We start from the raw sequence: 14,177 nt of genomic DNA, 5'->3' as shown, positions 1-14,177 counted from the left end.
CGGGCAACCCATCCACCAGCACGTCCCCGGAGATCCCCGAGGAGTTCGGCGCAAACGAGTGGCTGGTGGAGGAGATGCACGACCGCTACAAGCAGGATCCGGGCTCCGTCGACCCTACGTGGGCCGCCTACTTCTCCGACAACGGCCCCACTGGCAGCGCGCCCGTGGCCAACGGGTCGCTCGCCCAGGCCCCCCAGCCCACCGAGGCCCCCCGCCCGGCGCCGAGCGGGCCCAAGGTCGAGGCCAAGACCGAGGCCCAGACCGAGGCCAGGAGCCCGGCGAAGACCGTGGACCCGACGCCCACGCCCGCCCCCGCACCGGTTGCCAAGCCGCGTCACCAGGCGAAGGCCGCCGAGCCCGCCAAGGGCACCACCGAGCCGGTTCCCAAGGACGCGCCGCCCGCCGAGCGCCCGGCCGCGAGCGACGAGCCGCAGTTCACCGTGATGCGCGGTGCGCCGGCGCGCACGGTCGCCAACATGGACGCGTCGCTGACGGTTCCCACGGCCACGTCGGTGCGCTCGGTCCCCGTCAAGCTGCTGTGGGACAACCGCACCGTCATCAACAACCACCTCGCCCGCGCCCGTGGTGGCAAGGTGTCCTTCACCCACCTCATCGGCTTCGCCCTGGTGCGCGCGCTGCGCTCGATGCCGGAGATGAACGTCGGCTTCGACGTCGTCGACGGCAAGCCCAACCTGGTCATCCCCGCCCACATCAACCTGGGCCTCGCGATCGACGTCCAGAAGTCCGACGGCACCCGCCAGCTGCTGGTGCCCTCGATCAAGGCCGCTGAGGCGATGGACTTCGCGGCGTTCTGGACCGCCTACGAGGACATCGTCCGGAAGGCCAGAGATGGCAAGCTGGAGGTGTCGGACTTCCAGGGCACGACCATCAGCCTGACCAACCCCGGCGGCATCGGGACCCAGCACTCCGTCCCGCGGCTGATGAAGGGGCAGGGCGCGATCATCGGCGTCGGCGCGATGGAGTACCCACCGGAGTGGCAGGGCGCCTCGGAGGACGCGATCGCCCGCAACGCGATCAGCAAGGTCATGACTCTCACCTCGACCTACGACCACCGGGTCATCCAGGGTGCGCAGTCCGGTGAGTTCCTGAAGCGGATGCACCAGCTCCTGCTCGGTCAGGAGGGCTTCTACGACGAGATCTTCCGGTCGCTGCGGATCCCCTACGAGCCCATCCGGTGGGCCAGCGACATCGCGACCTCCCATGACGACGAGATCAGCAAGCAGGCCCGGATCCTCGAGCTGATCCACGCCTACCGGGTGCGGGGTCACATGATGGCCGACACCGACCCGCTCGAATACCGCCAGCGCAGCCACCCGGACCTCGAGGTGGAGTCCCACGGGCTGACCCTGTGGGACCTCGACCGCGAGTTCGCCACCGGCTCCTTCGGCGGCGAGGGGCGCCGTTTTCTCAAGCTGCGCCACATCCTCGGCATCCTGCGGGACTCCTACTGCCGCACGATCGGCATCGAATACATGCACATCATGGATCCCGAGCAGCGCCAGTGGATCCAGGAGCGGGTCGAGCAGCCGCACTCCAAGCCTCCGCGCGAGGAGCAGCTGCGGATCCTGCTCAAGCTCAACCAGGCCGAGGCCTTCGAGACCTTCCTCCAGACCAAGTTCGTCGGCCAGAAGCGGTTCAGCCTCGAGGGCGGGGAGACCACGGTCCCGGTCCTCGACGAGATCTGCGAGGCGGCCGCGGAGGCCGGGCTCGACGAGGTCGCCATCGGGATGGCCCACCGGGGCCGGCTCAACGTGCTGGCCAACATCGTCGGCAAGAAGTACTCCCAGATCTTCCGGGAGTTCGAGGGCAACATCGACCCGCGCACGATCCAGGGGTCCGGTGACGTGAAGTACCACCTCGGCGCCGAGGGCGAGTTCGTGGCCGGCTCGGGCGACACCATCAAGGTGTCGGTGGCGGCGAACCCCTCGCACCTCGAGGCGGTGGACCCCGTGCTCGAGGGCATCGCCCGCGCGAAGCAGGACGTGCTCGACCGGGGCAGCGCCTACCCGGTCCTGCCGTTGCTGGTGCACGGCGACGCGGCGTTCGCGGGCCAGGGGGTCGTGGCCGAGACGCTCAACCTCTCCCAGCTGCGCGGCTACCGCACCGGCGGCACCATCCACGTGGTCGTCAACAACCAGGTCGGGTTCACGACCTCGCCCGGCTCGTCGCGGTCCTCGCTCTACTGCACCGACGTCGCCCGGATGGTCCAGGCCCCGATCTTCCACGTCAACGGCGACGACCCCGAGGCGTGCATCCGCGTGGCCCGGCTCGCCTTCGAATACCGCCAGGCCTTCAACAAGGACGTCGTGATCGACCTCGTCTGCTACCGCCGCCGCGGTCACAACGAGGGTGACGACCCGTCCTACACCCAGCCGCTGATGTACGACCTGATCGAGCAGAAGCGCTCGGTCCGCAAGCTCTACACCGAGTCGCTGATCGGGCGCGGGGACATCACGCTCGAGGAGGCAGAGCAGGTCCTGCGCGACTACCAGCAGCAGCTCGAGCGGGTGTTCACCGAGGTTCGCGAGGCGACGAGCCACCCCTCGGAGTGGACGACCGTCCCCGACTACCCCGACAAGCCCGCCGGCGAGACCGCCACCGCAGTTGTCCCGGAGGTGCTGAAGCGGATCGCGGACGCCTACGTCACCCCGCCGGAGGGCTTCACCGTGCATCCGAAGGTGATGCCTCAGCTGCAGCGTCGCGCCCAGGCGATCGCCGACGGGCCCATCGACTGGGGCACCGGAGAGATCTTGGCGTTCGGGGCCCTGCTGATGGACGGTCGTCCGGTCCGGCTCGCCGGCCAGGACTCGCGGCGCGGCACGTTCGCCTCCCGGTTCGCGACGATCATCGACCGGGTCAACGCCGACGAGTGGACGCCGCTGGCCAACCTCACCGAGGACCAGGCCCGCTTCCACGTCTACGACTCGCTGCTATCCGAGTACGCCGCCCTCGGGTTCGAATACGGCTACTCCGTCGCGCGTCCCGACGCGCTGGTCCTCTGGGAGGCCCAGTTCGGCGACTTCGTCAATGGCGCCCAGACGGTGATCGACGAATTCATCACCTCCGGCAAGACCAAGTGGCGCCAGGAGTCCGGCGTCGTGCTCCTGCTGCCACACGGCTACGAGGGCCAGGGCCCCGACCACTCCTCGGCCCGGATCGAGCGGTTCATGACGCTCTGCGCCGACGACGCGTTCGTGGTCGCCCAGCCGTCCACGCCGGCGTCCTACTTCCACCTGCTGCGCCGCCACTCACTGGGCGAGGAGCACCAGCCCCTGATCGTCTTCACGCCCAAGTCGATGCTCAAGCGCAAGGAGGCCGCCTCGCAGCCGGCCGACTTCACCTCCGGGTCCTTCCGGCCGTTCATCGGCGACGCCGGCGCCGACCCGGAGACCGTCGACACGCTGCTGCTGTGCTCGGGACGCGTCACCTGGGACCTGGTGGTCGAGCGCGAGAAGCGCGAAGACAAGGGTCGGTTCGCGATCGGCCGGGTCGAGCAGCTCTACCCTCGTCCGCTCGACGACATCAAGGCAGAGATCGCGCGCTACCCGAGGCTCAGCACCGTGCGCTGGGTCCAGGACGAGCCGATCAACCAGGGCCCGTGGCCGCACTACGCGCTCAACGTGGCCCCGGAGCTCGACGCCACGGTCGAGGCGGTCACCCGGCCGGCCTCCTCCTCGCCGTCGGTCGGCACCGTCAAACGCCACCTCGAGGAGCAGAAGGACCTGCTCGACAGAGCTTTTCGGTAGGCCGGCTTTGTACTTCACCGACCGCGGCATCGAGGAGCTGCAGGCCCGCCGGGGCGAGGAGGAGGTCTCCCTCGCCTGGCTGGCCGACCGCCTCAGCGAGTTCACCGACATCCACCCCGAGTTCGAGGTGGCCATCGAGCGCCTGGCCACCTGGCTGGCCCGTCTGGACGACCCCGAGGACTGACCGCCCGGTCAGCCGAGCATTCGAACGTTCTCCCCGAGCGCGTCATATGTCTTGCGGGCTCGCTTGTCCAGGGTCAGCAGAGTCAGCCCGTGCTCCACGGCGGCCGCATGAATGAGCCCGTCATAGGTCCGTCCTCCGAACACGCCGAAGCCGGACATGCGCCGCAGCGCTGGCCTCACCCGGTCCGCGGACAGGCCGACGACCGGGTGGGGTAGGGCCTCCAGCAGGCCGATCATCGTGGTGGATGAGGTCCGATAGGGCTCGGGTAACCGGGTGCCGACGCTGAACGTCTCGGACAGGACGTGCGCGACGAGTGACGTGACCTGGCTGTCGACAGCTCGACGAGCGAGGTCGTGCTGCTCGTGCCAGGGCATCAACGCCGGGACGAGGACACTGGTGTCACATGTCGCGCCGGCCCCGCTCACCGGCGGACTTCCTCGAGCACGTCGCGGACCGTGTCGGCGGTCAACGTCGGCATGGGCTCGTCGGACACCGCGACTGGAACACGTCCGCGCATCTCGATGTCGAAGTCACGAGAAGGGACGTCGATCTCGATGCGACCGTCGACGTACGCGATCTCCACCTCTTGGCCCTCCGTGAGCCCCATGGCTTCGCGCAGCGCCTTGGGCACCACGATCCGACCCGCCTTGTCGATGGTGGTTCGCATGGTAGAAATCTACCATCAGAACGCGTTCTAGGCTTTCGCTGTGACCATGCAGACCAAGTGGGTCGAGTCCTCGAAAGCCGGCGTCAGCTACCCCGCAGCGCCATGGCACATGGTGGGGTCGCTGTGGCTGACGCTGTTCAAGGTGACCCAACCTGTCGACGACCTCCGGCCGGCCGGGATCTACGGCGCCGCCTTCGTCTCCTACGAGGAGGGCAGCCCGCTCACCTACAGCGAGTTCCTCGTCGCCCGGCCCGTTGCCACCGACAAGGACGGTCGCCGGGTCTCGATCACAGACATCTGGGTGGACTCCCCCGCCTCCGTGGCCGGCGGGCGTGAGCTGTGGGCCATCCCGAAGGGTCTGGCCGACTTCACTCTCGAGTCCGAGCACCGCGGGCCGTTCACGAGCACGGACTGGAGCGTCACCGAGGGGCGCACCCCCATCGCGGCGGCGAGCTTCAAGGACGTCTCCCGCGCGGCCCTCCGGCTGCCGTTCAAGGGCGGCACCTGGCAGCCGGGGATCGAGGACACCGGCGGCGAGGAGCGCACCGCGAACCTCCAGGGCTCGTCCAAGACCCTGCCCGCCCGGGCGCGGTGGGACATCAACCCCGACGGCCCGCTCGGCTGGCTGGTGCCCGCCCGGCAGCTCGCGTCGTTCCGCCAGGCGTCGTTCCGGATGTCCTTCGGCTGACGCCGGGCGACGATCAGCTCGTCGTGTAGTCCAGGGCGAGGACATGCCCGCTGGCGAGCTGCACCACGAGACCACCGGGCAACGCCAGGGCCGGACCCGGGTGGAACCAGGGTTCATCGACAAGGATCCGCCAGGCCACGCGTCCGTCCGACGTGCGGGCGACGACCCCATTGCCTTTGACGTTTATCGCGTACTCCTCGGGTCGTGAGCCCTTCATCCGCTTGAGGTCCGCTGGCTTGTCACCGCCGGCCCGATGGGTGAGGCGGACGATCTCACCAGTGCCTCGGTCGACAGTGAGGTCGTAGTTGTAGGGCGCCCACACCCGGAGTCGATCCGGCCCCTGGGTGCCGATGACGACACCTCCGTCAGCGCAGAGACAGTCGCCTCGAGGGTCGGAGGCCTCCCACAGATAGTTGCCGGTCGACGCGTCGAGTGCCGCGACGACTTCGTCCGACACGTACACGACCGCTCCGTCCGTGGCGATGTGCTCGAGAGCGTAGAACGACCTGAGCCAGCGGACTGACACCGGCAGGTTGCCGTCCGATCCCGGCTCGAGCGTCACTCCTCCGGCGATGACGAAGGGCTCGCTGGGCGACGGCGACGGCACGGGTGGCGAGGGAACGCTTCCTGGGGTCCCGTCACCCGTGCCGACGCCAGGCGACTCGGGGATATCGGTCGAGCATGCTGTGAGGCTGGCGCAGGTGAGCAACGCGACCAGCCACCTCATGGCGGTCGAGGCAGGTTGGCGCACGAGCAGAGACCATACGTACGACCAGGCGCGGTGTTCACGGAATCAACGTGTCGGCGTTCACTGTCAGACTCTTCGACGTGCCTCGGCGGATCGAACCCGACCCGGACGTCGTGCGGCGCCTGGCCGAGATAGCCCTGGCGCTACCCGAGACCTACGAGGAGGACGCCTGGACCGGGGTCCGCTGGCGCATCCGGTCGAAGACGTTCGCGCACGTGATGGTCGCCCAGGCGGGCTATGAGTCGTCGCTACGCGACATCACTGGCATCGCCGAGCCGACGACCGTCCTGACATTCCGCTCGTCCGGGGACGAGCTGCTGGCCCTGAGCAACGCCGGCCTGCCGTTCTACAAGCCGCCCTGGTCCCCCACCATCATCGGGATGGTCCTCGACGACGGCACCGACTGGGACGAGGTCGCCGAGCTCGTCACCGAGTCCTACCGGTGCTGCGCACCGCAGAAACTGGTCCGCCAGCTGGACGACCGCACGCCCAGCCGTCGTGCTGACTAGTCGCGCTGAGCCTTCTTGGCGGCGTCGCGGATCTCGAACACCTCGGTCGCGAAGCCGCCGAGGGCGGTGGCCACGTCACGCACCGCGGAAGTGATGATCGTGGCGACCTCTCCGACGGTCCCGGCCGCCGCCTCGACGGCGGCCTGGATGCTGTCCTTGCCGATCTCGGCGTCGCTCAGTCGCTCCAGCTCGTTCGAGGGGGGCTGGCTCGCGGAAGGCTCGTTCGCAGGCTGGGTCATGGGCCCCAGTCTCACCTGCGAAGGTCAGGCCGCCAACGCGTCCTCCGTCACAGCCGACTCGCCGCCCTTGGTCCTGCGGTCGGGCAGCGCCATCCGGCAGATCTTGGAGGCCACGCTGAACAGCTGCTTGGAGAGCCGGCCGGTGTTGTAGGGCAGGCCATAGCGCTCGCAGATCTCCTGCACCTCGACCGAGAGCTCCGGATAGCGCCGGGCCGGCAGGTCCGGGAACAGGTGATGCTCGATCTGGTGCGACAGGTTGCCGGACATGAGGTGGAACAGTTTGCCGCCGGTGATGTTGGCCGAACCCAGGAGCTGCCGGTAGTACCAGTGCCCGCGGGTCTCGTCCTCGCACTCGTCCTGGGAGAACGTCGCGACGCCGGCCGGGAAGTGGCCGCAGAAGATGATGTTGAACGCCCAGATGTTGCGCACCAGGTTGGCCGTCGCGTTGCCCGCCAGGGTCAGCGGGAACAGCGGGCCGGTCAGCGCCGGGAACAGCAGGTAGTCCTTGATGGTCTGGTTGCGGATCTTGCGGAGCAGGCCAGGGTAGAGCGGCTTGTTGTCCGACATCTTCCGCTTGCCCGCGATGAGGTTCTCGACCTCGAGGTCGTGCAGGGCGACGCCCCACTCGAAGAGGAGCATCAACAGCACCGCGTTGACCGGGTTGAGGAGGTGCTGCGGCCGCCACTTCTGGTCCTCGTCCATGCGGAGGATCCCGTAGCCGATGTCCCGGTCCTTGCCGAGGATGTTGGTGTAGGTGTGGTGGATGTAGTTGTGGCTGTACTTCCACTGCTCGCCCGGGCACATGGTGTCCCAGTCGTACATCCGCGAGTTCAGCCCCGGGTCACCCATCCAGTCGTACTGCCCGTGCATGACGTTGTGGCCGATCTCCATGTTGTCGAGGATCTTCGACACGGAGAGCGAGGCGACGGCGAGCGGCCACAGCGGCGGCAGGTAGAACATCGCCCGACCCGCGACCTCGAACTGCTGGCGGCGCTTCACGACGTTGCGGATGTAGGCCGCATCCTCCTCGCCCAGGTCGGCGAGCACGCGCTGACGGATCGCGTCGAGCTCCTCGCCGAACCTCTCGAGCTGCTCGTCGGTCAGAGTGGTCCGGTTGGTCTTCATGGTCTTGGTCTTGGTGCTCATGGGGGCTCCTTGGTGGATCAGAGGTCCACGACGCAGTCGCCGACAGGCGCACTGACGCAGACACGGATCTCTTCGTCCGGCGCGGAGGACTCCTCGCCGGTCAGGACGTTGCGCACCGTGCCGTCACGCTTGACGGTCGTGCACGAGAAGCAGATGCCCATCCGGCAGCCGAACTCGGGCTTCAGCCCGAGTGCCTCGGCCTGCTCCAGCAGGGTCGCGCCGGAGTTGGGCGCCTCCTGGCCGGCCCTGGTGAAGGCGACGTCGCCCTCCGCGGAGGTGCCGGAGGTGCGCGGCGGCTGGAAGTACTCCACCCGCAGTGCCTCAGAGCCGTCGTACGCCGCCTGGACCGCCGAGATGAGCGGAGCCGGGCCACACGCCCACGTGGGCACGTCCCGGTAGCCGGGCACCAGGCGCTCGAGGTAGGCCGGCGACAGGTTCGGGTCGCCCAGCTCGGGGTGCAGCAGGTGCACGTCGATGCCGTGGCCGGAGCGCCTGATCTCGTCGAGCTCCGCCGCGAAGATCTGGTGCTCGGGGCTCTGGGCGCAGTGCAGGAACGTGACCTGCCCGCGGTGCGTGCGGCGCTGGAGCGAGCGCAGCATCGACATGACTGGCGTGATGCCGGAGCCGCCGGAGATGAACAGCACGTGCTCGGGCACCTGGTCGGGCAGGACGAACTCGCCCTGCGCCTGGCTGAGATGGACCATCGTGCCGGGCGTCGCCCGCTCGACGAGGTACTGCGAGACGGTGCCGGCCGGGTTGGCGCGGATCGTGACCGTGAACCGGTCGCCCTGGCGGCTGTCGGGACTGGAGATCGTGAAGACCCGCGTCGTCCGGCGGGCGCCGTCGACCTCGACCCCGAGCTGCACGTGCTGGCCGGCCCGGTGCCCCTGCCAGGTCGAGGTCGGCTGGAGCGTGATCGTGGCGACCGGCGGGTGGCCGGGCACGTCGACCTCGCGGTGGATGTCGACGATGCGGGCCCGGACCTCGTGGGCGGCCCACATCGGGTTGATCTGCTCCAAGTAGCGGTCGACGCCCTGCGGGAACGCGAGCGCGGCGACCGCCTTCGAGCGGAGGATCGAGGTGGTGAGACCCATGCGGGTGCCTCCTTCCGGGAAGATTTCAGTGTACGTTCGTGCACTCAAACGATGTCGAAGACACCGGGTCACGGTCAAGCCGTCCGTGCGTGAGGGTGGACACATGTTCACCAAGTAGGATGTGCTGGTGACCACCAACGGCCCGGTGACCCGGGTTGAGCGCAAGGAGCGCACCCGCCGGGCGATCCTCGACGCGGCGCTCGTCCTCTGCGAGAACAGCAGCCTGGCCGCGGTGTCGCTGCGTCAGGTCGCCAAGGAGGTCGGCATCGTGCCGACCGCGTTCTACCGGCACTTCGACTCGGTCGAGTCCCTCGGCCTCGCCCTGGTCGACGAGTCGTTCGTCTCGCTGCGCGCGATGCTCCGCGACGTACGCCGACCCGGGACCCCCGCGAGCTTCAGCGAGATCGTCGACGGCTCCGTCGAAACGCTGCTCAGGCACGTGCGCCAGCAGCGCTCGCACTTCCTCTTCATCGCCCGGGAACGGGCGGCCGGCCCCCTGTCCGTGCGGGAGGCGATCCGCCACGAGATCGAGCTGTGCGAGCGTGAGCTTGCCACGGACCTCGCCCGGCTCCCTGGTCCTGACCAGTGGACGGCCGAGGACCTGCGGGTCCTGTCCAACCTGATCGTGACCGCGATGGTCTCGATCGCCGAGCAGCTGCTCTCGACCGGTGCCCGGCCCGAGGCACAACAGAGTGCCGAGAAGGAGATCGTCGAGACGGCCAGGACTCAGCTGCGGATGGTGCTCATCGGGGCCCTCAACTGGGAGTCCCGCCCGTGAGCTCCACAGGCCTCGCCACCCAGCTGGGCTACGCGCATCCGTCCGCCAACCTGCTCCAGCGCGGCTTCAAGGCGTTCGGTGCGACCAGGCTGGGCGCGTGGGTCTTCTCCCGGATCCTGCGTCACCTCGACGACCTGGTGGGCCGGCTGAGCCGCGGGCGGACGAGCGCGCCTGAGCTGCTCGCCGGTCTCGCGGTGCTCGACGTGACCACCACGGGCCGCAAGTCCGGACAGCCGCGGACGTCGCACCTCATCAGCGTCCCCCTCGGCGACTCGCTGGCCCTGCTCGGCACCAACTTCGGCCAGCAGTCGACACCTGCCTGGGTCCTCAACCTGGAGGCCGACCCACGCGCCACGCTGACCTACCGGGGACGCTCCGTCGAGGCCGTCGCCCGCGCGGCGACCGACGCCGAGCTCGAGCAGGTCCTGCAGGAGGCGGCGCGCTACTACGTCGGCTACGCGAAGTACCGCCGGCGCATCGGCACCAGCCGGCGGCTGCGGGTGTTCGTGCTCAGCGCGGCGCTGCCCCGGACGGACGCAGCGTCAGGTCCGTGAGCGTCGCGTCACCGGGCAGGTCCAGCACCCGGACGATCGCGTCGGCCACGGTGGCCGGGTCGATCCAGGCTCCCGGGTCGTAGACCTTGCCCTCCTGGGCGTGCACCTGAGCCTGCATCGGCGTCGCCGTCCGGCCGGGATAGACCGACGTCACCCGGACGCCGTGCTCCTGCTCCTCGGCCCGCAGCGAGTCGGCCAGCGCACGCAGCCCGTGCTTGGAGGCGGCGTATGCCGACCAGTGCGGGTGGGCATGGAGACCGGCACCGGAGTTGACCATGACGACCGTGCCGCGCGCGGCGCGCAGCGCCGGCAGGGCGATCCTGGTCAGCACCGCGGGCCCGACCAGGTTGACCGCCAGCTGCTCGCGCCAGACCGCGGTGCTCAGCTCGGCGATCGGACCGAGGTCGACGACCCCGGCCGCGTTGACCAGGGACGCCAGTGACGCGGGCAGCGAGCGTGCCAGCGCCTCCACCTCCTCGGCGCTGCCGAGGTCGGCCACCAGCACCGTCGCACCCGGATAGTCCGCGCGCAGGTCGTGCGCCCGGTCCGTCGACCGGGCGACCAGCACCACGTCGTCGCCGCGCTCCAGCAGGCGCTCGGCGACGATCCGGCCGATCCCCGAGCCGGCGCCGGTGACCAGGTGGGGAGCAGGGTGGGGAGCGAGGTGTGCGGTCATCAGCGGGTGAACACGATCTTGCCGAACACGTCACCCTCGGCCATCACGGCGAAGCCCTCCGCTGCCCGGTCCATCGGCAGCTCGCGGTCGATCAGAGGCCGGACACCGGTCGAGTCCAGCATCGTCACCAGGCCGGCCAGCTCGTCGCGGGTGCCCATGGTCGAGCCGATCACCGACAGCTGCAGGAAGAAGATCCGGGTCAACTCGGCGTCGTCGAGGTTCGGACCCGAGGTGGTGCCGGAGGTGATGATCCGCCCGCCCGGGCGCAGCGAGCGCACCGAGTGCGACCAGGTCGCCCGGCCGACCGTCTCGATCACCGCATCGGCCTTCTCCGGGAGCCGAGCCCCGCTGTCGTACGCCGCGTGGGCACCGATCTCGAGTGCCTTCGCGCGCTTGCCCTCGTCCCGGCTGGTGACCAGCACGCGGAGCCCGGCCGCGCGGGCAAGCACGATGGCGGCCGTGGCCACGCCTCCCCCGGCGCCCTGCACCAGCACGGTCTCGCCCGGCCTGAGCCCGCCCCGAGAGAACAGCATCCGGTAGGCCGTGAGCCATGCGGTCGGCAGGCAGGCGGCCTCGGCGAAGGACAAGGAGGATGGCTTGGGCACCAGGTTGCGACGCGGGACCGCCACCCGCTCGGCCATCGCGCCCTGGTGACGCTCGGAGAGCAGCGACCGCCTCGGGTCGAAGGTCTCGTCACCGGTCCACGACGGGTCGGAGATCACGCCGTGGACGACGACCTCGTTGCCCTCCTCGTCGAGGCCGGCGGCGTCGGTGCCCAGGATCATCGGCAGCTGCTCCTGCTTGAGCCCGACCCCGCGCAGCGAGAACAGGTCGTGGTGGTTGAGCGAGGCGGCCTTGACGGTGACAACGGTCCAGCCGTCCGGCACCTCCGGTTCCGGCCGCTCGCCGACCACGAGTCCGGCCAGCGGGTCGTCGGGATGGAAGGACTCGGCGTAGACGGCGAACATGCCCGCCAAGTTATCGAGCGTCGGTCAACCGGCTAGAGCCGGGCGACGCCCTCGCGCCGGGCGGCCTCCGACACGGCCGCCGCGACGGCCGGCCCGACCCGGGGGTCGAACGGCGAGGGGACGATCATGTCCTCGGCCAGGTCGTCGCCCACGAGCTCGGCGAGGGCCTGCGCGGCCGCGAGCTTCATGCCCTCGGTGATCGCCCGGGAGTGCACGTCGATGGCTCCGCGGAAGATGCCGGGGAATGCGAGGACGTTGTTGATCTGGTTGGGGAAGTCCGAGCGGCCGGTGGCGACGACCCGCGCGTACTTGTGCGCGACGTCGGGGTGGACCTCGGGCATCGGGTTGGCCAGGCCGAAGATGATCGCCTCCGGCGCCATCCGGGCGACGTCCTCCTCCGGCACCGTGCCGCCCGAGAGCCCGATGTAGACGTCGGCCCCCTCCAGCACGTCGGCCAGCGAGCCGGTGCGCCCGGTCTTGTCGGCGGTGACCTCCGCGAGCGCGCGCTTCACCGGGGTGAGGTCGCTGCGGCCAGAGTGCAGGACGCCCTTGCGGTCGGTGACCGCGAGGTCGTTGATGCCGGCGTTGAGCAGGATCTTGGCCACCGCGACGCCCGCGGCCCCGGCCCCGGAGATCACGACCCGGGTCGTCTCCGGACTGCGCCCGGTCAGCTTCAGAGCATTGGTGAGCGCGGCGAGGGCCACCACGGCGGTGCCGTGCTGGTCGTCGTGGAAGACGGGGATGTCGAGCATCGCCTTGAGCCGGTCCTCGATCTCGAAGCAGCGTGGCGCCGAGATGTCCTCGAGGTTGATCCCGCCGAAGCTCGGGGCGAGCCGGGCGACGGTCTCGATGATCTCCTCCGTATCGGTCGTCGCCAGGCAGATGGGCACCCCGTCGACGCCGCCGAACTGCTTGAAGAGGACCGCCTTGCCCTCCATGACCGGCATCGCGGCGGCGGGCCCGATGTCGCCCAGCCCGAGGACGGCGGTCCCGTCGGTCACCACGGCCACCGTGTTGGGCACCCAGGTGTAGTGCCGGGTCATCGCCGGGTCGGCGGCGATCGCCTCGCAGACCCTGGCCACGCCGGGGGTGTAGGCCATCGACAGGTCGTCGCGGCCGCTCAGCGAGACCGTCGAGCGAACCTCCATCTTGCCCCCGACGTGCAGGTCGAAGACCGGGTCTCCGGCCAGGGGGTGGGCCGCCTCAGACGCTCCTTCTGGCACGCGCAGAGTCTGGCATGCGCGGCTTCCAGAGCCGGACCCGGACCACGGCGAGGACATCCTCGACCGGCACGACGCCACGGTGACGGGAGTCGACGCCGACCTCGGGGGCGTCGCTGAGGAGCCACCACCCGGGTCCGCCGGCCCGCGTCGTACGACGCTCGACGGCCCGTTTGACCGCCACCGTCCCGTCCGCCAGCCGGGCCACGACGACATCGCCCTCGCGCGGGGGTCGGCGGTAGTCGACGAGCAGCCGGTCGCCGGGACGCAACCGGGGACGCATCGAGTCGCCCGTCACCACGGCGAGACCCCACCGGCGTCTGCCCGCTCCAGCAGGGGGTACCGGACCCTCGGCGACACGCACGCGGAGTAGTCTCCCAACGCACTGGGAGCTCCGCCTCCCGTGCACCCCGAACGCACCCACGACTTGAGGAGATCGCATGCTTGCGCGACTGCTGGCCCCCACGATCGAGGTCTCGGCTCACTGCGACCTGCCCTGCGGCGTCTACGACCCCGCGCAGGCCCGGATCGAGGCCGAGTCGGTCAAGGCGATCATCGCGAAGGTCGCCGACAACGACGACCCGGACTTCCGGACCCGCGCGATCCTCATCAAGGAGCAGCGCTCCGAGCTGGTCAAGCACCACCTCTGGGTGCTGTGGACCGACTACTTCAAGCCTCCGCACTTCGAGAAGTACCCGCAGCTCCACACTCTGTTCAACGAGGCCACGAAGCTCGCCGGCGCCACCGGCACCAAGGGCGAGCTCGATGCCGGCAAGGCCGACGAGCTGCTGGCCAAGATCGACGAGATCGCGGAGATCTTCTGGGAGACCAAGAAGGCGTGATCCTCCGGCTGTGAATCGGAGCGCCTTTCCCTGCCCGATCACGGCTAAACCTCACCGAAGTGATCTCACCCGGAGGGGTGGAATCGGCCCCGCGCCG

The 14,177-nt window shown here is 69.7% G+C and carries 17 protein-coding genes; 7 read left to right on the top strand and 10 right to left on the bottom strand.

Annotated features, from left to right (window positions below; genetic code table 11):
* Window positions 1-74: 74 nt before the first annotated feature.
* Complete coding sequence (locus ACYVC6_RS15000) at window positions 75-3,767, top strand: multifunctional oxoglutarate decarboxylase/oxoglutarate dehydrogenase thiamine pyrophosphate-binding subunit/dihydrolipoyllysine-residue succinyltransferase subunit (RefSeq protein ID WP_460715347.1); 3,693 nt, start codon at window positions 75-77, stop codon at window positions 3,765-3,767.
* A gap of 7 nt (window positions 3,768-3,774) precedes the next feature.
* Window positions 3,775-3,951, top strand: a complete 177-nt coding sequence (locus tag ACYVC6_RS14995; RefSeq protein ID WP_460715188.1) for a DUF6104 family protein — start codon at window positions 3,775-3,777, stop codon at window positions 3,949-3,951.
* A gap of 8 nt (window positions 3,952-3,959) precedes the next feature.
* Here the strand turns inward: ACYVC6_RS14995 and ACYVC6_RS14990 are convergent, their stop codons facing one another.
* Window positions 3,960-4,376 carry a PIN domain-containing protein gene (locus ACYVC6_RS14990; protein ID WP_460715187.1) on the bottom strand — a complete coding sequence of 139 codons (417 nt, stop codon included), beginning with the start codon at window positions 4,374-4,376 and terminating at the stop codon, window positions 3,960-3,962.
* Entirely contained in the window at window positions 4,373-4,618 is a 246-nt protein-coding gene (locus ACYVC6_RS14985) for an AbrB/MazE/SpoVT family DNA-binding domain-containing protein (protein WP_460715185.1), read from the bottom strand. Before ACYVC6_RS14985 ends, ACYVC6_RS14990 begins: the two co-directional genes overlap by 4 nt.
* Before the next feature lie 46 nt (window positions 4,619-4,664).
* Between ACYVC6_RS14985 and ACYVC6_RS14980 the strand changes: the two genes are divergently transcribed.
* Window positions 4,665-5,306 (top strand): acetoacetate decarboxylase family protein, encoded by a 642-nt coding sequence (locus ACYVC6_RS14980; RefSeq protein ID WP_460715346.1) that lies wholly within the window; start codon window positions 4,665-4,667, stop codon window positions 5,304-5,306.
* Window positions 5,307-5,319: 13 nt separating this feature from the next.
* Here the strand turns inward: ACYVC6_RS14980 and ACYVC6_RS14975 are convergent, their stop codons facing one another.
* A complete protein-coding gene (locus tag ACYVC6_RS14975) occupies window positions 5,320-5,913 on the bottom strand; it encodes a PQQ-binding-like beta-propeller repeat protein (protein ID WP_460715184.1) in 594 nt (197 codons plus the stop codon).
* Window positions 5,914-6,134: 221 nt separating this feature from the next.
* On the opposite strand from ACYVC6_RS14975, the gene ACYVC6_RS14970 reads away from it, so the two are divergent.
* Window positions 6,135-6,563: an MmcQ/YjbR family DNA-binding protein gene (locus tag ACYVC6_RS14970; RefSeq protein WP_460715182.1), complete on the top strand. Its 429-nt coding sequence runs from the start codon at window positions 6,135-6,137 to the stop codon at window positions 6,561-6,563.
* Here ACYVC6_RS14970 and ACYVC6_RS14965 read toward each other — a convergent pair.
* From ACYVC6_RS14965 to ACYVC6_RS14955, 3 genes are read right to left on the bottom strand one after another with little or no spacing between them, the layout of a single operon-like run.
* Window positions 6,560-6,802, bottom strand: coding sequence for a hypothetical protein (locus ACYVC6_RS14965; RefSeq protein WP_460715180.1), 243 nt, complete (start codon window positions 6,800-6,802; stop codon window positions 6,560-6,562). The genes ACYVC6_RS14970 and ACYVC6_RS14965 overlap by 4 nt on opposite strands.
* Before the next feature lie 24 nt (window positions 6,803-6,826).
* Window positions 6,827-7,948 (bottom strand): fatty acid desaturase family protein, encoded by a 1,122-nt coding sequence (locus ACYVC6_RS14960; protein WP_460715179.1) that lies wholly within the window; start codon window positions 7,946-7,948, stop codon window positions 6,827-6,829.
* Window positions 7,949-7,965: 17 nt separating this feature from the next.
* Entirely contained in the window at window positions 7,966-9,042 is a 1,077-nt protein-coding gene (locus ACYVC6_RS14955) for a ferredoxin reductase (RefSeq protein WP_460715178.1), read from the bottom strand.
* A 127-nt stretch (window positions 9,043-9,169) separates the two neighbouring features.
* On the opposite strand from ACYVC6_RS14955, the gene ACYVC6_RS14950 reads away from it, so the two are divergent.
* Together ACYVC6_RS14950 and ACYVC6_RS14945 are read left to right on the top strand one after the other, a co-directional pair.
* On the top strand, window positions 9,170-9,820 hold the full coding sequence (locus tag ACYVC6_RS14950) for a TetR family transcriptional regulator (RefSeq protein ID WP_460715177.1): 651 nt from the start codon (window positions 9,170-9,172) through the stop codon (window positions 9,818-9,820).
* Window positions 9,817-10,374, top strand: coding sequence for a nitroreductase family deazaflavin-dependent oxidoreductase (locus ACYVC6_RS14945; RefSeq protein ID WP_460715175.1), 558 nt, complete (start codon window positions 9,817-9,819; stop codon window positions 10,372-10,374). Before ACYVC6_RS14950 ends, ACYVC6_RS14945 begins: the two co-directional genes overlap by 4 nt.
* Here the strand turns inward: ACYVC6_RS14945 and ACYVC6_RS14940 are convergent.
* From ACYVC6_RS14940 to ACYVC6_RS14925, 4 genes are read right to left on the bottom strand one after another with little or no spacing between them, the layout of a single operon-like run.
* Window positions 10,331-11,050, bottom strand: a complete 720-nt coding sequence (locus tag ACYVC6_RS14940; protein WP_460715174.1) for an SDR family oxidoreductase — start codon at window positions 11,048-11,050, stop codon at window positions 10,331-10,333. The genes ACYVC6_RS14945 and ACYVC6_RS14940 overlap by 44 nt on opposite strands.
* Window positions 11,050-12,018: a zinc-binding dehydrogenase gene (locus ACYVC6_RS14935; RefSeq protein ID WP_460715173.1), complete on the bottom strand. Its 969-nt coding sequence runs from the start codon at window positions 12,016-12,018 to the stop codon at window positions 11,050-11,052. Before ACYVC6_RS14935 ends, ACYVC6_RS14940 begins: the two co-directional genes overlap by 1 nt.
* Window positions 12,019-12,050: 32 nt before the next feature.
* The gene (locus tag ACYVC6_RS14930; protein WP_460715345.1) at window positions 12,051-13,166 is read right to left on the bottom strand and encodes an NAD(P)-dependent malic enzyme; all 1,116 of its coding nucleotides are present in this window, start codon (window positions 13,164-13,166) and stop codon (window positions 12,051-12,053) included.
* 55 nt (window positions 13,167-13,221) lie between these two features.
* On the bottom strand, window positions 13,222-13,539 hold the full coding sequence (locus tag ACYVC6_RS14925; RefSeq protein WP_460715172.1) for a S24/S26 family peptidase: 318 nt from the start codon (window positions 13,537-13,539) through the stop codon (window positions 13,222-13,224).
* 139 nt (window positions 13,540-13,678) lie between these two features.
* Between ACYVC6_RS14925 and sodN the strand changes: the two genes are divergently transcribed.
* Entirely contained in the window at window positions 13,679-14,080 is a 402-nt protein-coding gene (gene sodN / locus ACYVC6_RS14920) for a superoxide dismutase, Ni (RefSeq protein ID WP_460715171.1), read from the top strand.
* The last annotated feature ends 97 nt before the right edge of the window (window positions 14,081-14,177 follow it).

Source organism: Nocardioides dilutus (genome assembly GCF_054779555.1).
This window is presented reverse-complemented; position numbering and strand designations above follow the sequence as displayed.